This is a genomic window from Micromonospora sp. DT47 (assembly GCF_049844475.1).
Taxonomy (GTDB): domain Bacteria; phylum Actinomycetota; class Actinomycetes; order Mycobacteriales; family Micromonosporaceae; genus Micromonospora.
In genome coordinates, this window is sequence record NZ_JBNCLC010000002.1 from 470044 (window position 1) to 491061 (window position 21018).

Here is a 21018-nt window from a genome sequence, read left to right on the forward strand (position 1 = left end):
TCCCGGCACGGGGCGTGCCAGACTAACCGGAGATCCGATTGCGAGGGAAGGACCGACAGTGGCAGGAAGCGAGCCGGTAACCGCGCCAGATCAGCACAAGCCCGGACACCGCAAGTCCGGACGGATCGGGGCGGTGCTCACCGCGCTGGTGCTGCTGGCGATGCTGTGCGGCAACCACGAGGGCAAGGTCGAGGACATCTGGCTGGTCGGGATCGCCGTGCTGCTGCTGGCCATCGTCATCGGCGACGCGGTGCTGCGCCGCAACGGCCTGCGGTCCTGACCCGGCCGACGCACCCAGGTCACGCACGAGGGCCCGACCCCGGGTGGGGGCGGGCCCTCGTCGCATCGGTCAGCGGCCGAAGAGGATGTCCTGCACGTCCTTGAGCGCGGCGTCGACCTCGGCCTCGAAGTAGCCACCGGGGACCAGCCCGAAGCGCAGGGTGTCCAGGTCCTTCGGGTTCACCGGCATCTGGCTGCGACCCTGCATCCCGCCCAGCAGGGCCTCGAAGAACCGGTCGACCTGGTCCGGGTCGTACCCGCTGCCGAAGCGGCGCACCTGGAACCTGCGGCGGATCTGGTCGACCCGGTACAGGTCACTGCCGGGCGGACCGGCCATCGGCGGACCCACCATCGGCGGGCCACCGACCGGCGGGCCGGCCATCGGCGGCGGACCACCCATCGGCGGGCCGCCCAGCCCCTGCTGCGGCATCGGCGGCGGCCCGGCCGGGCCACGGCCGCGCATGTCGCGCGGGTCCCGCTCCGGCATCCGGATCTCGGCGGTCATGTCAACCCGGCCGTGCCGGCCGGCCTCGAAACCGTCGAACCGCGGCTCCTCCTGCCCGTACCCGCCCGGCCCGGCGGGCAGGCCGCGCTGCGGCGGGCCACCGTGCCCCATCGGGGCGCCCGGACCCATCGGGCCGCCCGCGCCGGGCCCGCCCGGGCCGCGCGGCGCGTCGTAGCCACCCCGGGGGGCGTCGTACCCGCCGGCGTAGGCACCGGTCGGCTCGTCGTAGCGGCTGCCGTAGTGGTCCGGCGGACCGGCCTGGGCCGGCATCGCGCGCGGCGGCATCGGCTGCGGCACGGGTGACAGGCCCCGGTGGTCGTCGCGCATCGGCGGGCCGAGCCGGTCGGCGCCGCGCGGGTCGCCGCCGCGGCCACCGAGGCCGCCGCGCTCCTCAAGCTCGGCGAGCTGCCGCTCGACCCGGTCCAGGTGCAGGTCGACCTGCCACTCGTCGTAACCGTTGAAGCGGACGCGGAAGACGACGTCGTGGACCTCCTGGGAGGCCACGGGCGCGCCGACCGGCTGGCCGGCGAGCGTCGCCTCGACCCGGTCCAGGAAGGCGTCCACCTCGTCGACCTTGTATCCCCGGCGGAGCGCCTTACGCCGGAAACGCTGACCCTGACTCGCCACTATGTCTCCTGGTCTCGTTCGCTACGCCCGGTCACGCCCGCGCGGCGCGTCGGTGTCCCTGTCCCCGGCGGCGGCCAACTGCCCGCACGCGCCGTCGATCTCGCGGCCCCGGGTGTCCCGCACCGTGGTGGACACCCCGGCCTCGCGCAGCCGCCGGACGAACTCCCGCTCGACCGGCTTGGAACTGGCGTCCCAACGGCTGCCGGGTGTCGGGTTGAGCGGGATGAGGTTCACGTGGACCAACTTGCCGGCCAGCAGCCGCCCGAGCAGGTCGGCTCGCCACGGCTGGTCGTTCACGTCCTTGATCATCGCGTACTCGATCGACACGCGGCGCCCCGTCCGGGCCGCGTAGTCCCACGCTGCGTCCAGCACCTCGGCTACCTTCCAGCGCTGGTTGACCGGCACGAGTTCGTCGCGCAGATCATCATCGGGCGCGTGCAGCGACAGCGCAAGGGTCACTGAGAGGTCTTCGCTGGCCAGTCGGCGGATGGCCGGAACCAGGCCGACCGTGGAAACGGTGATGTGCCGCTGCGACAGGCCCAGCCCCTCCGGGGCCGGCGCGACCAGCCGGCGGATCGCCGCGATCACCCGCGAGTAGTTGGCCAGCGGCTCGCCCATGCCCATGAAGACGACGTGCGACAGGCGTGGCGGCGAACCGGCCACCGCTCCGGAGGCGGCGACCCCGGCGAGGTAGACCGCCTGGTCGACGATCTCCGCGGTGGAGAGGTTGCGGGTCAGGCCGGCCTGGCCGGTGGCACAGAACGGGCAGGCCATGCCGCAGCCGGCCTGACTGGAGATGCAGACGGTGACCCGGTCCGGGTAGCCCATCAGCACGCTCTCCACCAGCGAGCCGTCGTGCAGCCGCCAGAGCGCCTTGCGGGTGGCGCCGTCGTCGCAGGCCAGCTCGCGGACCGGGGTGAGCAGGGCGGGCAGCAGGGCGGCGGCCAACCGCTCCCGGGTGGCCGCCGGCAGGTCGGTCATCCGCTCGGGATCCCGGACCAGGCGGCCGAAGTAGTGGTTGGAGACCTGCTTTGCCCGGAAGGCCGGCTCCCCCAGCTCGGTGACGAGCGCCTGCCGGCCCGGCAGGTCCAGGTCGGCGAGGTGGCGGGGCGGCATCGCGGGCCGACGTCCGGGGGCGTCAGGGTCTACGGGGATCACAGGCAGGCTCGTCATGGCGCGTCCAGTCTGACACGCCGAAAGGCCGACGCACCTGTCCGGAGGTGCCGAATCGGCCGCCAGCAGGCGGAGCGCACGGGCTGCCCGACGTGATTCATGCCTCAGCCCACCACCGGCACGAACACCGCCAGCAACAGGTAGGCGGTGGGAACGGCGAAGAGGATCGAGTCCAGCCGGTCCATCAGGCCGCCGTGCCCAGGCAGCAGATTGCTCATGTCCTTCACGCCGAGATCCCGCTTGATCATCGACTCGGCGAGGTCGCCGAGGACGGCCGCGACGGAGACCGCCAGCCCGAACAGCGCGCCCCACCAGGGCGCCACGTCGAAGAGCAGCCAGATCAGCAGGGCGCTGCCGACCGCCGCCGCGGTGACCGAGCCGGCGAAGCCCTCCCAGGACTTCTTCGGGCTGATCGACGGGGCCATCGGGTGCTTGCCGAAGGTCACCCCGGCGGCGTACCCGCCGGTGTCGGAGAGCACCACCGCGACCACGGTCACCAGGACCCGCAGGTGCCCGTCGCCGGGGACCGCCGCGAGCAGCGCCGCGAACCCGGCGAGGAACGGCACGTAGACCGCGATCAGGGTGGCCGCGGTGACGTCGCGCTGGAAGCCGGCCGGCCCGTCGCCGAGCCGCCAGATCATCGTGCCGAGCACGGTGACCAGCAGGCCGAGGCTGAGCGCGTCCGGCCCGGCGAACCAGGCCAGCCCGACGGTGAGCAGGCCACCGGCGATCAGCGGGACCAGCGGCGGGTGCGCGCCGCTGCGGCGTACGGCGCGGGCCATCTCCCAGATGCCGACGCCGACCGCGGCGGCCAGCACGGCGAGGAACGCCGGGAGGTAGAAGAAGAGCGGCACCAGGATCGCGGCGCCCAGGCCCAGGCCCACCCCGATCGCGGCCGGCAGGTTGCGGCCGGCCCGGCCGGTCGGGGCCTGCTGGGTCGCCGGCCGGTCGGCGCTGGCCCGGCGTCGCCCGCGCTGCCGGCGACCGGCCGGCGGCTGCGGCTCGGGGTCGCGGTCGGCCCGCACCAGGGGGAACTGCGCGGTCGGCTGGTCGTCGTCGCGGACCGGGGCGAACTGCGAGGTGGGGACGTCGTCGTCGCGCACCGGCCGGCGGGGACCGCGGTCGTACCGGTCGTCGCCGTGCGGCGGGCGGCCACGGTCGTAGCGCTCGTCGTCGCGCATCGGGCGGTCGGGACCGAGCCGGTCGTCGCGGCGCGCGTCGTACGGGTCGACGTCCGGCTGGTCGTAGCGGTGGGCCTGGGGGTGCGGACGGGCCTGCGGGCCGGCGTACAGGTCGGGGCCGGACTGCCGGGTCCACGGCTCGGCGTCCCGCTCAGGCCAGGGCGGTGCCGGCGGACGGTCCGGCCGGTCCCAGCCGCGAGGCTCGGCGCCGCCGTAGGGGTCGAGGTGGGACATCACGCACCGAACGGCAACGGTACGAGTTCCACCACATGACGCAAGACCAAGACCATCCCCTACAGGCGTGACTGTTCCGTCCGGTTGCCCGGCCCGACGGCCGGCCGATTCCCGCCGTTCACCGATTGGTGGCCGGGAATCGTGCCGAGCCTACTGCACCCGCCGTCCCGGCACGGCGGACGATGGCGCACCGGGGACCGACGGCCCGCGGCGGCCCGCCTCCCGGTGGCCCGCTCCCACGACAGTGGCACCGGGCCCCCCCGCGGCGGCCCGCCTCCCGGTGGCCCGCTCCCACGACAGTGGCACCGGGCCCCACCGCCTCACGGGCGGTGGCACACCGGTGCCACGGCAGGATCGCGTCCGACTCGGGGCCGGCCGCCGCTCAGACCTCGAGCAGCTCGGTCTCCTTGTGCTTGACCAGGTCGTCGACGCCGGCGACGAAGCGCTGGGTCAGGTCGTCGAGCTCCTTCTCCGCGCGGCGACCGTCGTCCTCGCCGACCTCCCCGTCCTTGACGAGGCGGTCCAGCTCTTCCTTGCCCTTGCGGCGGATGTTGCGGATGGCCACCTTGGCCTCCTCACCCTTGTGCCGGGCGACCTTGATCATCTCGCGGCGGCGCTCCTCGGTCATCTGCGGGAGCAGGATGCGCAGCTGGTTGCCCTCGTTGTTCGGGTTGACCCCGAGGTCGGAGTCGCGGATCGCCTTCTCCATGGCGTTCAGCTGCGAGTTGTCGTACGGCTTGATGATCACCATGCGCGGCTCGGGAACCGCGATGGACGCCATCTGGGGCAGCGGCGTCGGGCTGCCGTAGTAGTCGATGACGACCTTGGAGAACATGGCGGCGTTGGCGCGACCGGTGCGGATGGCGCCGAACTCCTCCTTGGCGTGCTCGATGGCACGCTCCATCTTCTCCTCGGCCTCGAGGAGGGTGTCGTCGATCACCGGTCTCCTCGCCTCCTTCTGTGCTCGTGGTGGGCTCTGCTGTCTGTCGGAGGACCGCTACGGTGGTCGGCGGGGCGGTCAGGCGGTGATCAGGGTACCGATCTTGTCGCCAACGACGGCCCGGATGATCGTGTCGTCGCCCTGGGCACCGAAGACCAGCATCGGCAGGCCGTTCTCCATGCAGAGGCTGAACGCCGCGGCGTCGGCCACCCGCAGGTTGCGTTGCAGCACCTCGGAGAAGGTGATCGAGTCGAACTTGCTCGCGGTGGGGTCGATCCGCGGGTCGGCGGTGTAGACGCCGTCCACGCCGTTCTTGCTCATCAGCACCACGTCGGCGCGGATCTCGAGCGCGCGCTGGGCGGCCACGGTGTCGGTGGAGAAGTACGGCATCCCGGCGCCGGCGCCGAAGATCACCACGCGGCCCTTCTCCAGGTGCCGGATCGCCCGCAGCGGGATGTACGGCTCGGCGACCTGGGCCATCGTGATCGCGCTCTGCACGCGGGTCTCGACGCCCTCCTTCTCCAGGAAGTCCTGCAGCGCCAGGCAGTTCATCACCGTGCCGAGCATGCCCATGTAGTCGGCCCGGGCCCGGTCCATGCCGCGCTTCTGCAGCTCGGCGCCTCGGAAAAAGTTGCCGCCGCCGACCACCACGGAGACCTGCACGCCGCGGCGGACCACGGTGGCGATCTGCCGGGCGATGGCCTGCACGACGTCCGGGTCGACGCCGATCGCGCCGCCGCCGAAGACCTCACCGGAGAGCTTCAGCACCACCCGGCGAGCACGCCCCGGCGGCGGCGCCGTCGGGTCGTCCGCTCCCAGGCTCCGGTCACTCACAACCTGCGTCATCCGCCCCGCCCTCTCCGCGCACGTCAACTGTGCCGCGTACCACGTACCTGCCGTTGCCGACCCTATGTGACGAGGAGGCCGCGGTGCCTGTTACGTACACCAGCGGCCTCCTCGTCGACGTTGCGTGCCCACGGGCGCGTCAGGCGCCCGATCCGGCGGCTCAGGCCTGACCGACCTCGAACCGCAGGAAGCGGGTCACCTCGATGCCGGCCTCGGCCAGCACCTGCTTCACGGTCTTCTTGTTGTCGGCGACCGACGCCTGCTCGAGCAGGACGTAGTCCTTGAAGAAGGCGTTGACCCGGCCCTCGACGATCTTCGGCAGCGCCGCCTCGGGCTTGTTCTCCTCGCGGGCGGTCTGCTCGGCGATGCGCCGCTCCGACTCGACGACCTCGGCCGGCACCTCGTCCCGGGTGAGGTACTTCGGCCGCATCGCGGCGATCTGCATCGCGGCGGCGCGGGCGTCGGCGTCGCCGGCCTCGTCGGTCTTGCCGGCGTACTCCACGAGCACGCCGACGGCCGGCGGCAGGTCCTGGCTCTTGCGGTGCAGGTAGACGGCGGTGGTGCCGTCGAGCTTGGCGAAGCGGTTGAGCACCAGCTTCTCACCGATCTTGGCGGACTGCTCCTGGACCAGGTCGGCGACGGTCTTGCCGTCCAGCTCGGAGGCGAGCAGTTCCTCGGCGGTGCTGACCCCGCTGCGCTCGCCGTGCTCGACCAACTGCTGGGCCAGGGCGACGAAGGCCTCGGTCTTGGCGACGAAGTCGGTCTCGCAGTTGAGCTCCAGCAGCGCCCTGCCGGAGTGGGCGACGAGGCCGTTGGCGGCGGTGCGGCCGGCCCGCTTGCCGACGTCCTTGGCGCCCTTGACGCGCAGGATCTCGACGGCCTTGTCGAAGTCGCCCTCAGCCTCGGTCAGCGCCTTCTTGCAGTCCATCATGCCGGCGCCGGTGAGGTCGCGGAGCTTCTTGACGTCCGCGGCGGTGAAGTTGGACATGGCTCTCTCTTCGATGTCGGAACTGCGGTGGGTTGGTCTGGGTGCCGGTTACCCGGATCCTGGCCGGATGTGCCCGGCGTACCCGCCGCTCCGCGCCGTCCGTGAAAACGGACGGCGCGGAGGCGACGGTGCGGTCACTCCGCGGCGGCGGGCGCCGGCTGCTCGGTCTTCTGCTCCTGGGCCGACTGCTCGGTCTTCGGCTCCTGGGCCGGCTGCTCGGCCTTCGGCTCCTGGGCCGGCTGCTCAGTCGGCTGCGCCGGCTGCTCGTCCGCCTTCTTGGCCGGCTCCTCGAGCAGCTCGCGCTCCCACTCGGCCAGCGGCTCGTCGGTGCCGACACCCGGCTCGGGCTTCTCGTCGGCGCCCCGGCGACGGCCGGAGCGGGCGATCAGACCGTCGGCGACCGCGGCGGCGACGACCCTGGTCAGCAGCTCGGCCGAGCGGATCGCGTCGTCGTTGCCCGGGATCGGGAAGTCGACCTCGTCCGGGTCGCAGTTGGTGTCGAGCACCGCGATCACCGGGATGCCCAGCTTGCGGGCCTCGTCGACGGCGATGTGCTCCTTCTTGGTGTCGACGATCCAGACCGCGGCCGGGAGCTTCTGCATGTCCCGCAGGCCACCCAGGGTGCGGGTCAGCTTGATCTTCTCGCGGGAGAGCTGCAGGGTCTCCTTCTTGGTGTACCCGGCGGCGGTGCCGCTCAGGTCACCGAGGGCCTCCAGCTCCTTCATCCGCTGCAGCCGCTTGTAGACCGTCTGGAAGTTGGTCAGCATGCCGCCGAGCCAGCGGTGGTTCACGTACGGCTGGCCGACCCGGGTCGCCTGCTCGGAGATCGCCTCCTGGGCCTGCTTCTTGGTGCCGACGAAGAGGATGCTGCCACCCTCGGCGACGGTCCCGCGCACGAACGCGTACGCCTTCTCGATGTAGTCGAGGGTCTGGCGCAGGTCGATGATGTAGATGCCGTTGCGCTCCGTCATGATGAAGCGCTTCATCTTCGGGTTCCAGCGCCGGGTCTGGTGCCCGAAGTGGACACCGCTCTCCAGCAGCTGACGCATGGTCACGACGGCCATGGTGGGGTACTCCTCAAGATCCCTGGTTTTCACGCCCGGCCGGTGGCCGGGCGTCCTGGCGCCTGGTCGCCGGCCATGGTGGGCCCGACCAAGATCGGGACCAGGGAGGCCGTCGCCCCACGACGAACCGTGGAGAGGGCGCGCGAGGTCGACCGCGCGAGGCGGTCGCCAGTCGACCAGTGTACGCCCCCGTCCCGCCACGTGGACCTGGGGTGCGCGGACCCGCCCGTCGGATCAGCGGGCGGCGAGCGCGGCGGCCACGAAGAGCACCAGACCGACGGTCAGGTACGCCGTCGGCGGGCGCAGCCAGCCCCGGCCACCCTCGGCCATCGCCAGGCCGCCGGTGCGCAGCCCGTAGAGCCCGGCGGCGAAGATCGGCAACCCGGCGACGAGGAAGGTGCCCACCACGACGTGCGAGGCGGAGACCGGGTCGCCGGTCAGCCCGTGCAGCAGCACCCGCAGGGCCGGCAGCTCGAAGGCCAGGACCAGCGCACCCAGGATCACCGCCAGCGCCGGCCGCCGGGTCCGGTAGACCCCGTCGGAGGGCGCGCCACCCGGACGGTACGCCCCCTCCGGGCCGGCCGGGCCGTCCAGGCGGGGCACCACCGGCGGCATCGGCCCGGTCGGCATCTCCAGCGGGTGGGCCGGCTCGGCCGGCCGGTTCGGCTCGATGACCGGGTACCCCCCCAGCGGGGCGGGTCGGGTGGGCTCGGCGCTCGCCGCCGGGCCTGCGGCGAGTGGACCGGCGACCGACGTGGCCAGCGGGTCCGCGCCCGGGCCGGCCAATGGGCCGGCGCCCGTCTCGCGAGCCGCGCGCCAGCCGGCACGCTCCGCCGGCAGCTCACCGGAGACGTCCGGATCGTCCGGTTCGACCCGCCGCGTGCGGGCCGGGCGGTATCCCTCGGACTCGCCCCGCGGGTCACCCAGGGGGTCGCCACCGCCGAAGCGTCCCGGATCGCCGTACCGGCCGGTCGGATCGGCGTACCGGCCCTCCTCGGCGCCCCGCTGGTCCGGGGTCCGGAACTCGTCGTCGCGCGGGCGCGGCTCACCCGCGCCACGCCAGTCCGGCTCGCCGTAACCGCGCTCGTGCCCGGCGGGGTACCAGCGTGACTCCTGATCTTCGGGATAGCTCCGTTGTGCGTCCACGTCCGGCACCGTATGCGACCGGCCCCACCGGCGCCATCCGCCCCTCTGCGTGACGGGACGAGGATCGACGCGGCACGGGACGGGTCATCACGGACACACGAAGAGTGACCTCATCCGGGTGGCCGGCCGGCTCTGATCCGTGGCCCGCGACCGCTATCCGTGGCCCGTCAGGGCGTCGAACTCCTCGACCAGCTGCCCGCGCAGCTCGTCGTGCCGGGGGCCGAGGGCGTGCGCCGGGTCCCGCCACACCTCGGCCGGGTACGCCGTGGCGGGCCCCCGGCGCAGGTCAGCGGCCTCCCACCGGTACCGGGGGCGGACGTGGGCGTGCAGGAAGGCGTCGAGGTTGCCGAGGATCTCATAGTTGACCCGGAGGAAGCCGGGATCGCGCCGGGCGCAGACCCGGTGGACCGCCTCGCCCAGCAGGTCCATGTCGGCGAGGAACGCCAGCCGGCGCTCGCGCGGCAGGTCGGCCAGCCGGTCCGCGTCCGGATCGTCGCTGATCAAAACGCAGTAGCCGGGCAGGAACTGACTGTCACCGATGACCGCGAACCCGGCGGAGAGCCGCCGCAGCACGGTCGGGTTCACGCCGCGCAGCGCCGCCCCGACCCGGTCACGCCGCCAGTCCCCGGTCACCTCCGGGACGATAGCGGACCGGGTCGGCGCCCGTGGGCCCCTAGCACACCGGACCCATGATCGTCCGGTCGTCCACAGGCCGGTCCGTCGTCCACAGCCGGGCCGGCGCAGGGGGCGTGGCCGCCGGACGGTGCCCCAGCGTGGTCGCCATGACGAAGCGGAACCAGGCGGTCGGCGCGTACGGCGAGCGGTGTGCCGTCCGGCACCTGATCGGGGCGGGACTGCGTCCGGTCGCCCGCAACTGGCGCTGCCCGGACGGCGAGATCGACATCATCGCCTGGGACGGCCCGGTCCTCGCCTTCTGCGAGGTGAAGACCCGCCGCACCGAGGAGTACGGCACCCCGGCCGAGGCGGTCGTGCGGGCCAAGGCCCGCCGGCTGCGCGGGCTCGCCGCCCGCTGGCTGGCCGAGACCGGGACCACCGCCGACGAGGTGCGCTTCGACGTGCTGTCGGTCCGGCTGCCCGTCGTCGGCCCGGCCCGGGTCGAGCACCTCAAGGGCGCGTTCTGATGGCCGCGCGGATCATCGGAGCGGCGGCGTGAGCGGGCGGCGCGAGCGACCCATCAGGCTCAGTGCGGTGGAGCCTCACGCCGATGCCGACCGCAGGGAGGTGTCGGCGTGAGCTACGCCAAGGTGTTCTGCGTCGGGCTGGTCGGGGTGACCGGCCACCTGGTCGAGGTGGAGGCCGACCTGGCGCCGGGCCTGCCGGCGGTGGTCATCTCCGGGCTGCCCGACACCGCGCTGCACGAGGCGCGCGACCGGGTCCGCGCCGCGATCGTCAACTCGGGGCAGCGCTGGCCGAACCGCCGGATCACCCTGAACCTGCTGCCCGCGACGATGCCCAAGTACGGCTCGGCGTTCGACCTGGCCATCGCGGTGGCGGTGCTGGGCGGCTCCGGGGAGCTGCCGCTGGTGCCGCTGGACGGTGTGGTGGTCCTCGGCGAGCTGGGCCTGGACGGGACGGTCCGCCCGGTCCGCGGGGTGCTGCCGATGGTGGCCGCCGCGGCGCGGGCCGGTCGGGACCGGGTGGTCGTGCCGCTCGACAACGCCGCCGAGGCGGCGGTCATCCCGGGAATCCGGGTCCGGGCCGTCGACACGTTGCACCGGCTGGTCTCGTTCGTCCGCGACGGCAGCCCGCTGCTCGAACCGCCCACCGCCCCGCCACCACCCGGCCCGGACGGCCCGGACCTGGCCGACGTGGCCGGGCAGGGGCTCGGCCGCCGGGCGCTGGAGGTGTCCGCCGCCGGCGGGCACCACCTGGCGCTGCTCGGGCCACCCGGAGCGGGCAAGACCATGCTCGCCGAGCGGCTCCCCTCGATCCTGCCGGAGCTGGACGACGACGCGGCGCTGGAGGTCACCGCGCTGCACTCGGTCGCCGGGCTGCTCCCGCCGGGTGGCCGGCTGCTGCGCCGGCCGCCGTTCCAGGCGCCGCACCACACCGCCACCGTGCCGTCCCTGGTCGGCGGCGGGTCCGGGCTGGCCCGTCCGGGCGCGGTCTCGCTCGCCCACCGGGGTGTGCTCTTCCTCGACGAGGCGCCCGAGTTCAGCAAGGGCGCGCTGGAGGCGCTGCGGCAACCGTTGGAGCACGGCCACGTCCAGCTCACCCGCAGCGGGGGCGGCACCGAGTACCCGGCCCGCAGCCAACTGGTACTCGCCGCCAATCCCTGTCCGTGCGCGAAGCCGGCGGGGGACGCGTACTGCGAGTGCAGCCCGCTGGCCCGCCGGCGCTACCTGGGTCGGCTCTCCGGCCCGCTGCTGGACCGGATCGACGTGCAGGTGAAGCTGCTGCCGGTCCGGGCGGCCGAGCTGATGGAGGCGGCCGTGGCCAGCGAGTCGTCGGCGACAGTGGCGGCCCGGGTGGCCGCCGCCCGGCAGGCGGCCGCCGCCCGCTGGGCGGAGGTCGGCCGCATGCTCAACGCCGAGATCCCCGGGCCGCACCTGCGCCGGCCGCCGTGGCGGCTGCCCGCCCGGGACACCGCCGAGCTGCGCGGCCGGCTCGACTCCGGCGCGATCTCCGCCCGGGGCTTCGACCGGATCATCCGGCTGGCCTGGACCATCGCCGACCTCGACGGCCGGGACCGGCCGCAGCGCGACGACGTCCGGGAGGCCACCCAACTGAGGACGGGGGAAGGGACATGAGCACCAGCGAGGAGCGGCTGCTGGCCCGGGTGGCGTTGACCTGGCTCACCGAGCCCGGCACGTGGGCGGTCCACCGGCTGGTCCAGCAGCTCGGCCCGGTGACCGCCCTGGAGCTGATGCTGGACGGCGGTGCGCGGGACGGCAGGCTGCGCGCCGCCGTGGCGGCCCGGACGGCCGCCGGGGACGCCCGCGCCGCGGCCGCCGAGGCGCTCGCCCGGACCGACCGGGTCGGTGCCCGGATCCTGACCCCGGAGGACGCGGAGTGGCCGGCCCGCCTCGACGGCCTGCACCGCCTGGTGCTGCCCGGGGCGAGCCGGCGGGTCGACCTGGAGACCGCCCCGCCGCTCTGCTTCTGGGTACGCGGGGCCTGGCCGCTCGGCGAGGTGCTGGACCGCTCGGTCGCCGTGGTCGGGGCCCGGGCCGCCACCCCGTACGGCGTCCACGTCGCCACCGAGATCGGGTACGGGCTGGCCGACCGGGACTGGACGGTGGTCTCCGGCGGGGCATTCGGCATCGACGCCGCGGCGCACCGGGGCGCGCTGACCGCCGGCGGGGTGACCGTGGCGGTGCTGGCCTGCGGCGTGGACCGGCCCTACCCGATGGGCAATGCGGCGTTGTTCGACCGGATCGCCGAGACCGGGCTGCTGGTGAGCGAATGGCTGCCGGGATCCGATCCGCTGCGGCCGAGGTTCCTGATCCGCAACCGGGTGATCGCCGCCGCCACCCGCGGGACGGTGCTGGTGGAGGCGTCGGCGCGCAGCGGCGCGACGCAGACCGCGAACCGGGCGATCGCGATGGGCAGGCGGGCCATGGTGGTGCCGGGGCCGGTCACCTCGGCCATGTCGGTCGGGGCGCACGAGCTGCTGCGGGAACAGCCGGACGCGCGGCTGGTGACCGGGGTGCCGCACGTGCTGGAGGAGGTGGGTCGGATCGGGGCCGACCTGGCCGCGCCGGCGCGTGGGCCGGACCGCCCGGTCGACCTGCTCGACGACGAGGCGACCCTGGTGCTGGAGTCGCTCCCCCGGCGCGGTGTGCTGGGCCTCGACGCGCTGGCCGCGCGCGCCGGCGTGGACGTGCGTACGGCGATGCGGAAGCTCGCCCTGCTGGAGGAGCTGTCGATGGTGGTCCGCCGGGACGGTGGGTACGCCCTGGGTCCGGCGCCGAAGCCGGCGCGCGCCTCGACGGTCCCCGGCCCGGTAACGGGACGGTGACCCGGACCGCTGGGCTCAGTCCCCCTCGAAGCGGATCTCCACGTCCCGTTCGCGGGCGCACCGCTGGACGAGCAGTGCCGCCCGGCGCACCTGCGCGGTCTCGGCTGGCGTCCGCGCGGCCTCGGCCAGGCAACGCAGTTCGGTCAGCAACCCGGGCGCCGTCTCCGGGCCGACAACCAGCTCGCCGAGCGGGTCGATCCGGTCCAGCATCGGGGTACGCCCACCACCCCGGACCCGGGTCAGCAGGTCGAGGAGCAGGTCGTCGGGGTCGGGCACCACCTGGGCGGCGACGGACGACGGCCGACGGCCGTGGCCGGCACGGACCCGTCGGTAGAGGACGACATCCAGGCCCATGAGCGGTCCCCTCCTCCCGTCGGCGGTGTCCACCGCGGCACCGGCGGCGGCGCGCACCCCGTCTGGGATCCAGTTTCCCCGCCGTCGGGGGCCAGGACCAGGGCCGACGGCGTGCCGTCGGGGCCGACCTGGGCCCGGCGGCCCGGTGTCGTGCCCGCCCGGTCCGGCGCGCCTACGCTGAGGGCGTGCCAGGCCGGAGTCAGCCGGAACCAGCGGGCCGCCCGAGGTCGGGTACGTCCGGCGGCCGACCGCGTACCCGGGCGGTGCACGAAGGGTTGCCGCCGCCGATGCGGGAGGCGGTGGACGACTTCGCCGGTCACCTGGCGCAGGTGCGCAACCGGTCCGCGCACACGGTCCGGGCGTACGTCGCCGACCTGGTGTCGCTACTGGACCATGCGGTACGGATGGGCTGCGCCACGCCGGCGGACCTGGACCTGACGGTGCTGCGCAGCTGGCTGGCGAAGCAGCGGACCCTGGGCGCGGCACGGACCTCGCTGGCCCGCCGGGCGGCGACGGCCCGGACGTTCAGCGCCTGGGCGCACCGCTGCGGATTGCTGCCCACCGACGTGGCCGCACCGCTGTCGAGTCCCCGGGCCCACCGCGAACTGCCCACCGTGCTCCGCGCCGACCAGGCGGCCGCGCTGGTGGAGGCACCGAGCCGACTCGGCCCGCCGGGCGTACCGCCGAGCCGGCCCGCAGAGCCGGCCCCACCGCCGGACGGAGCAGCGGGCCTGGCCCGGGCCCCGGCCGGGACAGCGGACCCGGCCGGGACAGCGGACCCCGCCAGGACAGCGGACCCGGCCGAGAATGCCGGCCGGGCCGGAGCGGGGATCGCCGACCGCGTCCCGGCCGACGATCCCGTCCGGCTGCGGGACCGGGTGCTGCTCGAACTGCTCTACGGCACCGGCGTGCGGATCAGCGAGGCGTGCGGCCTGGACGTCGCCGACGTCGACCACGGCCGCCGGGTGGTCCGGGTCCTCGGCAAGGGCGGCCGGGAGCGGTCCGTCCCGTACGGGGTGCCGGCGCAGCGGGCCCTCGACGCATGGCTTCGGCTCGGCCGGCCGGCGGTGGCGGGCCCGGCCTCCGGGGACGCGCTGCTGCTCGGCGCCCGCGGCGGACGGCTGAACCCGACCACCGCCCGGCGGATCGTCTCCGGGTACGCCGAGTCGCTCGACCTGCCCCGGGTCAGCCCGCACGGGCTGCGGCACTCGGCGGCGACCCACCTGCTGGAGGGTGGCGCGGACCTGCGGTCGGTCCAGGAACTGCTGGGGCACTCCTCGCTGGGCAGCACGCAGATCTACACCCACGTGTCGGTCGAACGGCTCCGGGCCGCTTACCGCCAGGCCCACCCGCGCGCCTGACCAGCCCGGCCGCCCGCACTCCGCGAACCAGGGGCCGAAGATCGATCAACGGATACGATCACGGGGTGACCGTCGCCCGGCCGCCCGAGCCGATCCCCGGGGCCCGACTGCTCTTCTCGCTCGACCCGTCGGTCAGCCATCTCAACCACGGCTCGTTCGGCGCGGTGCCGATCGGCGTGCAGCGGGCGCAGCAGCGACTGCGCGACGAGATGGAAGCCAATCCGCTGCGCTTCTTCACGCAGGGGCTGGTCGACCGGATCACCCACACCCGGCGGCACCTGGCCGCCTTCCTCGGCGCCGACCCGGACGGCAGCGCCCTGGTGGGCAACGCCACCACCGGCGTCGCGGTGGTCCTCCGGTCGCTGGACCTGCGCCCGGGCGACGAGGTGCTCAGCACCGACCACGGGTACGGCGCGGTGGGCTTCTCCATCGCCCGCGAGTGCCGCCGCACCGGGGCAGTCTCCCGGGTCCTGCCGGTGCCGCTGACCGCCACCGACGAGGAGATCGTCGAGATCGTCCGGGCCGGGCTGCGACCCGGACGCACCCGGCTGCTCGTGGTCGACCAGCTCACTTCGGCCACCGCGCGACTCTTCCCGGCCGCGGCCGTCGTCGGGGTCGCCCGCGAGCACGGCGTACCGGTCCTGGTGGACGCCGCGCACGCGCCGGGCATGCTGCCGGGCGCCGTGGACGGCATCGGCGCCGACTTCTGGGTGGGCAACCTGCACAAGTGGGGGTACGCCCCGCGGGGCACCGCCGTCCTGGTGGTCGCGCGGGCGTGGCGGGAGCGGATCGAGCCGCTGGTGGTCTCCTGGGAGCAGGACAGCGGCTTCCCCGGCAACGTGGAGTGGCAGGCCACCCTCGACTACACGAGCTGGTTGAGCGCCCCCCGTCGGGCTCTACACGCTGCGCAGCCTCGGCCTGGACCGGGTCCGTTCGCACAACGCCGCGCTCGCCGCGTACGGGCAGCGGGTGCTGGGGACGCGCTCGGGGTGGCGCCGGCCGACCTGCCGGACCCGGGCGGACCGACGGTCGCCATGCGGATCGTGCCGCTGCCGCCGGGCCTCGCCACCACCCTGGACGCCGCGCGGGCCCTGCGGACCCGGATCGCCACGCAGCTCGCCACCGAGGTGGCGGTGATGGCCTGGAACGGCCGCGGCTGGCTGCGGGTCTGCGGTCAGGTCTACAACTCCCCCGACGAGTACGAGCGGCTGGCCGTCCGGCTGCCCCCGCTGCTCGCCCGCGGCTGACCCGTGCCGCCACGCTCGATCGCCCAGGTGCTGATCGTCGATGGGGGCGGCGCGGCATCGCGGCGGCCGCACCGACAGGCCGACCCGTAGCGCCGCCTGAGGCCCTCGGCCGGGAGCAGGCCCGGCCCGCCGGCCGGGAGCAGGCCCGGGCCGTCGACCGGGTCCCCGACGGGGAGCAACCGGACCGGGCCGAGGCCGATCAGGGCCAGCGGATCCAGGTAGTCGACCCCGCGCCGCAGTCCCCAGTGCAGGCACGCCGGCGCGGGACAGCCGGGATGCCCGGCGAGCAGGTCACCGAGCGCGGCACCGGCGGCGACCGGAGCGCCGGGGCGTACCCCGGGTAGCACCGGCTCGTAGGTGGTCCGCAGGCCCGCCGCGTGGCCGACGGTGACCACCGGGCGGCCGGCGACCATGCCGGCGAAGAGCACCGTCCCGGGACCGGCCGCGCGGACCGTCGCCCCCGGGGCGGCGGCCAGGTCGACGCCACGGTGGCCGGGCAGCCACGGCCGGGGCGGCGGGTCGAAGCGGCGCACCGGGCGGGGCGCACCGTCGAGCGGCCACCGGAACACCGGCAGTGCCGCGGGACCCGGCGGCACCGGGCCGGACCTCACCGGCCCGACGGCGACCGCTGAGCGGGGTCCGGGCGCGGCCCCGGCCAGGCTCCCCGACGGGGCAGCCCGGGCGGACGGCCGGGACGACACCGGTGCCGCGCCGGCCGGACCGGACGACGGGACGAGGGTGAGGATGACGGCGCACCACGCCGTCAACCGCCGCAACGCTGCTCGCATGCGGGCAGCCTGCCCCGCCGAACGCCCGACCGTCGCCGGGGAACGCTCCGCTGTGGACAGCCGGGGCCGCTGTGGAGAACGCCCACCGATCGGGTCGATCTGCTACGCGCGCCCGCCTAGGCTGGGCCGGTGACCCGGGACTGGTACGGCTGGCACGACGACTATGACCGGCCCGGCTCGCCGCTGGCCCGCCGGCTGACCGAGGTGCAGCGGCTGGTCGGCGCCGCCCTCGACGCGGCGCCACCGGGGCCGCTGCGGGCGGTGAGTCTCTGTGCCGGCCAGGGGCGGGACCTGATCCCGGTGCTGGCGGAGCATCCGCGTGCCGGGGACGTCACGGCCCGGCTGGTCGAACTCGACCCGCGCAACGCCGAGGTCGCGGCGGAGGCCGTCCGGGCGGCCGGCGTGACCGGCGTCGAGGTGCTGGTCGACGACGCCGCCCGCACCGACCTCTACCGGGACCTCGTCCCGGCGGACCTGGTCCTGCTCTGCGGCATCTTCGGCAACGTCTCCGACGCCGACGTGCACGCCGCCGTCCGGTACAGCGCCGCGCTCTGCGCCACCGGCGGGACGGTGCTGTGGACCCGGCACCGCCGCGACCCGGACCTGGTGCCGACGATCTGCGACTGGTTCGCCCAGGCGGGCTTCGCCCCGGTGGAGGTGAGCGCGCCGGCCGACGGGGTCGGCGTCGGCGCGCACCGCCATCTCGGTACGCCCCGGCCGCTGCCGTCCGGGGTGCGCATGTTCGAGTTCGTCGCCGGGGCGTGAACGCGGACGCCGGGGCCGGGTGGTCCGCCGTCTAGGCTGGGTTTACGCGCGTCGAGGCAGAGACCGGGAGGCCGCCGTGACCACCGTGGACGATGTGAGCCGGCCCTCGCGGGTCGCCGGGCCGGACGAGGCGATCAGCGCGGAGGAACTCCAGCTGGCCGCCCGCAACCACGGCATCCCGCTGGAGGCGCTGCGCTACGACGTCACCCCGGCCGGCCTGCACTACCTGCTCATCCACTACGACATCCCGGACACCGACCCGGCGACCCACGCGCTGACCGTCGACGGCGCGGTACGCCAGCCGCTCATCCTCGGCCTGACCGAGCTGCGGCAGCGCCCCCGGGTGACCCGGCAGGTCACGCTGGAGTGCGCCGGCAACGGCAGGGCGCTGCTGCACCCGCGTCCGGTGAGCCAGCCCTGGTTGGTGGAGGCGGTCGGCAACGCCGAGTGGACCGGCACCCCGCTGGCGCCGTTGCTGCGCGAGGCCGGGATCTCCCCCGACGCCGTGGACGTGGTCTTCACCGGCGCCGACCACGGCCTCGAGCGCGGCGTCGAGCAGGACTACGAGCGGGCCCTGCCGGTGGCCGACGCGCTCCGCGAGGAGGTGCTGCTGGCGTACGAGATGAATGGGACGCCACTGCTGCCGCAGCACGGCGCGCCGCTGCGGCTGATCGTCCCCGGCTGGTACGGCATGGCGCACGTCAAGTGGCTGCGGAGCATCACGGTGCTCACCGAGGAGTTCGACGGCTACCAGAACGCGGTGGCCTACCGGCTGCGCCGGGACGCCGACGACCCCGGTGTGCCGGTGACCCGGATCGAGCCGCGGGCGCTGGTCCGCCCGCCGGGCTTCCCGGACTTCATGTCGCGTACCCGGGTGCTGCGGGCCGGTCCGTGCACGGTGGACGGTCGGGCCTGGTCCGGGCACGCGCCGGTGACCTCGGTGGAGGTCACCACCGACGGCGGCGCCAGTTGGGCACCGGCCATGGTGGATGCTCCGCGCGGCGGCGACTGGTCCTGGCGCCGCTGGCGGTACGAGTGGTCGCCGGAACCGGGGCGGTACACGCTCGGCGCCCGGGCCACCGACGCGTCGGGGCGGGCCCAGCCGGTGGAGCAGCCGTGGAACCGGGGTGGCTTCGCCAACAACCTGGTCCAGCGGGTAGAGGTCGTGGTGCTCGCGGAGTGATCCGCGGTAGCGTCCCCCGCCACGGTGCGGCGAGGGACGCGCCAAGCGGTACGTTGACCGGGTCGGGTCAGCCGCCGAAGCCGGAGTCGGCGGGCAGGGAGATGTCCGGCTTCTCCAGCTCCTCGACGTTGACGTCCTTGAAGGTCATCACCCGGACATTCTTGACGAAACGGGCAGGGCGGTACATGTCCCACACCCAGGCGTCGTGCATCTCGACCTCGAAGTAGACCTCGCCGTCGGAGTTACGCACGTGCAGGTCGACCTGGTTGGCCAGGTAGAAGCGGCGTTCCGTCTCCACCACGTAGGAGAACTGGCGGACAATGTCGCGGTACTCCCGGTAGAGCTGCAGCTCCATCTCGGTCTCGTACTTCTCGAGATCTTCCGCGCTCATCGCACTCCGCCTTCCATGACCACATCTTCCCCCACCGGCGCCGGAGGCCGAGGCTGCTCGCCCAACGCCACGCCGACGGTACCCCCTGACGCGCCCGAGCGCTCCATCGGCTCGGAGGCGGGACCGCCGACCCGACGCCGGGCCCGGGGCGGGGTGCCCTCCCGGCCCGAGACAGCGGCCACGTTGACGTACGAGAAGCGGTGCTCCAGGCACGGCCCCCGGTCCCGCAGCGCCTCGGTGTGCTCGGCGGTGATGTACCCCTTGTGCTCGGCGAAGCCGTAGCCCGGGTACCGCCCGTCCAGCTCCACCATGATCCGGTCCCGGGTGACCTTGGCCAGCACGCTGGCCGCCGCCACGCAGGCGGCCACCCGGTCCCCCTTCCAGACCGCCAGCCCGGGCACGTCCAGCCCGTCCACCCCGAAGCCGTCGGTCAGCACGTACTCGGGTCGGGTGGTCAGCGAGGCGAGCGCCCGGCGCATCGCGGCCAGGTTGCACACATGCAGGCCCCGGATGTCGACCTCCTCGGCGGGGATGACCACCACCGCGTACGCCAGGGCCCGGGCCACCACCTCGTCGTGGATCCGCTCCCGGCTGGCCGGGGTGAGCAGCTTCGAGTCGGCCAGTCCGTCGATCTCGCCGCGCCGCCCCTCGGGCAGCACCACCGCGGCGGCGACCAGCGGCCCGGCGCAGGCGCCCCGGCCGGCCTCGTCGGCGCCGGCCACGTGCCGGAAACCCCGCCGTTGCAGGGCCCGTTCCAGCGCGTAGAGCCCACCGTCGCGGCGCACCACCGTGCGCGGCGGCGTCAGCACGCGTCACCCCCGGCCGGGAAGCCGGCCAGGGCCCGGGTCAGCACCGCGGGCAGGTCCGCCGGGTAGTACCGCTCGTCGGTCGCCGTCAGCTGAGCCACCGACCACCAGCGGTGCCCGGAGACGCTGGCCCGCTCGATGTCGTCGAAGCCCGTGGTGTCCACCTCCCAGGTGGGGACCCGGACCAGGAAGAACTCCTGCTCCTGCCGGTACCAGACGCCGTCGAAGGGAAACTCCACCGTCTCGGCCCAGACCGGCGCACCCAGGTCGGCCGGGCCCAGCCGCAGCCCGGTCTCCTCGGCCAGCTCCCGGGCCGCACCCTGGGCCGGGGTCTCCCCCGGGTCGAGGCCACCGCCGGGGGTGAACCAGTACCGGTGGTTCGGACGGGCCGGGTCGGCGCCGGCGAAGAGCAGCACCCGGCCGCCCGCGTCGACGAGCAGCACCCGGGCCGCGCGGCGAGGGGTGTAGACGGTCACCGCCCCAGCCTGCCAGACGCCGGTGACGATCGGCCACGCCCGGGGCGACGTCGTGACCGCTACGGGTTGGGGATCCTGTCGAACTGCTCCGGGACGCTGAGCCACTTGGCCCGGTCGACCGGCCAGAAGACGGTGAAGGCCCGGCCGACGACCCGGTCCTCGGGGATGGTCGCGCTGTCGATGTTCGGATCGGGCTGCTGCCAGTGCTGCAACGAGTCGCCGGATTCTTGTCGATGGTCGCCCATGACCCAGAGCCGCCCGTCCGGGACGGTGACGTCGAACTCCTGGTTCGCCGGCTTGTTCCCGGGGTAGATGTACGGCTCGTCGAGGGACTTCCCGTTGATCGTCAGGCGGTCCTGGGCGTCGCAACAGACCACGTGGTCGCCGCCGACACCGATCACCCGCTTGATGTAGTCCTCGCCGTCGGGGTTCCACTCGGTTGGCGCCCTGAACACGACCACCTCGCCCCGGTGCGGCGACCGGAAGTCGTAGACCAGCTTGTTGACCAGCACCCGATCATCGATCTTGAGGGTGTTCTCCATCGAGGCGGACGGGATGAAGAAGGTCTGCAGCACGAAGGAGCGGACCAGCACCGCGACCAGGATCGCGACGCCCAGGAGGATGGGCAGCTCTTTCCAGAAGGAGCTGCGGGGCTTCTCGGTCTGCTCGTCAATCACGGGAG

At 74.5% G+C, this 21018-nt stretch carries 19 protein-coding genes and 5 pseudogenes; 9 read left to right on the top strand and 15 right to left on the bottom strand.

What is annotated here, in order from left to right; all coding sequences use genetic code 11:
- Positions 1-58: 58 nt before the first annotated feature.
- Positions 59-280: a DUF2631 domain-containing protein gene (locus ACLQ2U_RS04750; RefSeq protein WP_130332955.1), complete on the top strand. Its 222-nt coding sequence runs from the start codon at positions 59-61 to the stop codon at positions 278-280.
- Between the two features lie 69 nt (positions 281-349).
- Here ACLQ2U_RS04750 and ACLQ2U_RS04755 read toward each other — a convergent pair whose 3' ends face one another.
- The 9 genes and pseudogenes from ACLQ2U_RS04755 to ACLQ2U_RS04795 all read right to left on the bottom strand — a co-directional run bounded on the left by ACLQ2U_RS04755 (position 350) and on the right by ACLQ2U_RS04795 (position 9616).
- Positions 350-1411, bottom strand: coding sequence for a DivIVA domain-containing protein (locus ACLQ2U_RS04755; protein ID WP_425749282.1), 1062 nt, complete (start codon positions 1409-1411; stop codon positions 350-352).
- Positions 1412-1432: 21 nt separating this feature from the next.
- Positions 1433-2584, bottom strand: coding sequence for a 23S rRNA (adenine(2503)-C(2))-methyltransferase RlmN (gene rlmN / locus ACLQ2U_RS04760; RefSeq protein ID WP_425749283.1), 1152 nt, complete (start codon positions 2582-2584; stop codon positions 1433-1435).
- A 104-nt stretch (positions 2585-2688) separates the two neighbouring features.
- Positions 2689-3999 carry a phosphatidate cytidylyltransferase gene (locus ACLQ2U_RS04765; protein ID WP_425749345.1) on the bottom strand — a complete coding sequence of 437 codons (1311 nt, stop codon included), beginning with the start codon at positions 3997-3999 and terminating at the stop codon, positions 2689-2691.
- A gap of 382 nt (positions 4000-4381) precedes the next feature.
- Positions 4382-4939 (bottom strand): ribosome recycling factor, encoded by a 558-nt coding sequence (frr, locus tag ACLQ2U_RS04770; RefSeq protein WP_425749284.1) that lies wholly within the window; start codon positions 4937-4939, stop codon positions 4382-4384.
- A gap of 78 nt (positions 4940-5017) precedes the next feature.
- Complete coding sequence (pyrH, locus tag ACLQ2U_RS04775) at positions 5018-5785, bottom strand: UMP kinase (protein WP_425749285.1); 768 nt, start codon at positions 5783-5785, stop codon at positions 5018-5020.
- Positions 5786-5945: 160 nt separating this feature from the next.
- Complete coding sequence (gene tsf / locus ACLQ2U_RS04780; protein ID WP_425749286.1) at positions 5946-6773, bottom strand: translation elongation factor Ts; 828 nt, start codon at positions 6771-6773, stop codon at positions 5946-5948.
- Between the two features lie 134 nt (positions 6774-6907).
- Positions 6908-7837: a 30S ribosomal protein S2 gene (gene rpsB, locus ACLQ2U_RS04785; RefSeq protein WP_425749287.1), complete on the bottom strand. Its 930-nt coding sequence runs from the start codon at positions 7835-7837 to the stop codon at positions 6908-6910.
- A 234-nt stretch (positions 7838-8071) separates the two neighbouring features.
- A pseudogene (locus ACLQ2U_RS04790) lies at positions 8072-9020 on the bottom strand (hypothetical protein).
- A 116-nt stretch (positions 9021-9136) separates the two neighbouring features.
- Positions 9137-9616 carry a diadenosine tetraphosphate hydrolase gene (locus ACLQ2U_RS04795; protein WP_425749288.1) on the bottom strand — a complete coding sequence of 160 codons (480 nt, stop codon included), beginning with the start codon at positions 9614-9616 and terminating at the stop codon, positions 9137-9139.
- 149 nt (positions 9617-9765) lie between these two features.
- On the opposite strand from ACLQ2U_RS04795, the gene ACLQ2U_RS04800 reads away from it, so the two are divergent.
- From ACLQ2U_RS04800 to ACLQ2U_RS04810, 3 genes are all read left to right on the top strand, one after another.
- Positions 9766-10125: a YraN family protein gene (locus ACLQ2U_RS04800; RefSeq protein WP_425749289.1), complete on the top strand. Its 360-nt coding sequence runs from the start codon at positions 9766-9768 to the stop codon at positions 10123-10125.
- A gap of 108 nt (positions 10126-10233) precedes the next feature.
- Complete coding sequence (locus ACLQ2U_RS04805; RefSeq protein ID WP_425749290.1) at positions 10234-11754, top strand: YifB family Mg chelatase-like AAA ATPase; 1521 nt, start codon at positions 10234-10236, stop codon at positions 11752-11754.
- A complete protein-coding gene (locus ACLQ2U_RS04810) occupies positions 11751-12965 on the top strand; it encodes a DNA-processing protein DprA (RefSeq protein WP_425749291.1) in 1215 nt (404 codons plus the stop codon). Before ACLQ2U_RS04805 ends, ACLQ2U_RS04810 begins: the two co-directional genes overlap by 4 nt.
- 15 nt (positions 12966-12980) lie before the next feature.
- On the opposite strand, the gene ACLQ2U_RS04815 is transcribed toward ACLQ2U_RS04810, so the two are convergent.
- Positions 12981-13319 (bottom strand): hypothetical protein, encoded by a 339-nt coding sequence (locus ACLQ2U_RS04815; RefSeq protein WP_425749292.1) that lies wholly within the window; start codon positions 13317-13319, stop codon positions 12981-12983.
- 287 nt (positions 13320-13606) lie between these two features.
- Between ACLQ2U_RS04815 and ACLQ2U_RS04820 the strand changes: the two are divergent.
- The 3 pseudogenes from ACLQ2U_RS04820 to ACLQ2U_RS04830 form a co-directional block, all read left to right on the top strand.
- Positions 13607-13970: pseudogene (locus tag ACLQ2U_RS04820) on the top strand (site-specific integrase); the annotation flags it as partial.
- Between the two features lie 194 nt (positions 13971-14164).
- Positions 14165-14680, top strand: a pseudogene (locus ACLQ2U_RS04825) (tyrosine-type recombinase/integrase); the annotation flags it as partial.
- 65 nt (positions 14681-14745) lie between these two features.
- Positions 14746-15927: pseudogene (locus ACLQ2U_RS04830) on the top strand (aminotransferase class V-fold PLP-dependent enzyme).
- Positions 15928-16094: 167 nt separating this feature from the next.
- Here the strand turns inward: ACLQ2U_RS04830 and ACLQ2U_RS04835 are convergent.
- Positions 16095-16715 (bottom strand): annotated as a pseudogene (locus tag ACLQ2U_RS04835) (M23 family metallopeptidase); the annotation flags it as partial.
- 129 nt (positions 16716-16844) lie between these two features.
- Here ACLQ2U_RS04835 and ACLQ2U_RS04840 point away from each other — a divergent pair.
- Positions 16845-17480 (top strand): SAM-dependent methyltransferase, encoded by a 636-nt coding sequence (locus ACLQ2U_RS04840; RefSeq protein WP_425749293.1) that lies wholly within the window; start codon positions 16845-16847, stop codon positions 17478-17480.
- 76 nt (positions 17481-17556) lie between these two features.
- Positions 17557-18663 carry a sulfite oxidase gene (locus tag ACLQ2U_RS04845; RefSeq protein ID WP_425749294.1) on the top strand — a complete coding sequence of 369 codons (1107 nt, stop codon included), beginning with the start codon at positions 17557-17559 and terminating at the stop codon, positions 18661-18663.
- 67 nt (positions 18664-18730) lie between these two features.
- Here the strand turns inward: ACLQ2U_RS04845 and ACLQ2U_RS04850 are convergent, their stop codons facing one another.
- The 4 genes from ACLQ2U_RS04850 to lepB are packed head-to-tail and all read right to left on the bottom strand — an operon-like array spanning position 18731 to position 21013.
- The gene (locus ACLQ2U_RS04850) at positions 18731-19054 is read right to left on the bottom strand and encodes a DUF2469 domain-containing protein (protein ID WP_007075222.1); all 324 of its coding nucleotides are present in this window, start codon (positions 19052-19054) and stop codon (positions 18731-18733) included.
- Entirely contained in the window at positions 19051-19863 is an 813-nt protein-coding gene (locus tag ACLQ2U_RS04855; RefSeq protein ID WP_425749295.1) for a ribonuclease HII, read from the bottom strand. The genes ACLQ2U_RS04850 and ACLQ2U_RS04855 overlap by 4 nt, the downstream gene beginning before the upstream one ends.
- On the bottom strand, positions 19857-20336 hold the full coding sequence (locus ACLQ2U_RS04860) for an NUDIX hydrolase (RefSeq protein WP_425749296.1): 480 nt from the start codon (positions 20334-20336) through the stop codon (positions 19857-19859). The genes ACLQ2U_RS04855 and ACLQ2U_RS04860 overlap by 7 nt, the downstream gene beginning before the upstream one ends.
- A 59-nt stretch (positions 20337-20395) precedes the next feature.
- Entirely contained in the window at positions 20396-21013 is a 618-nt protein-coding gene (lepB, locus tag ACLQ2U_RS04865; RefSeq protein ID WP_425749297.1) for a signal peptidase I, read from the bottom strand.
- Between the last annotated feature and the right edge of the window lie 5 nt (positions 21014-21018).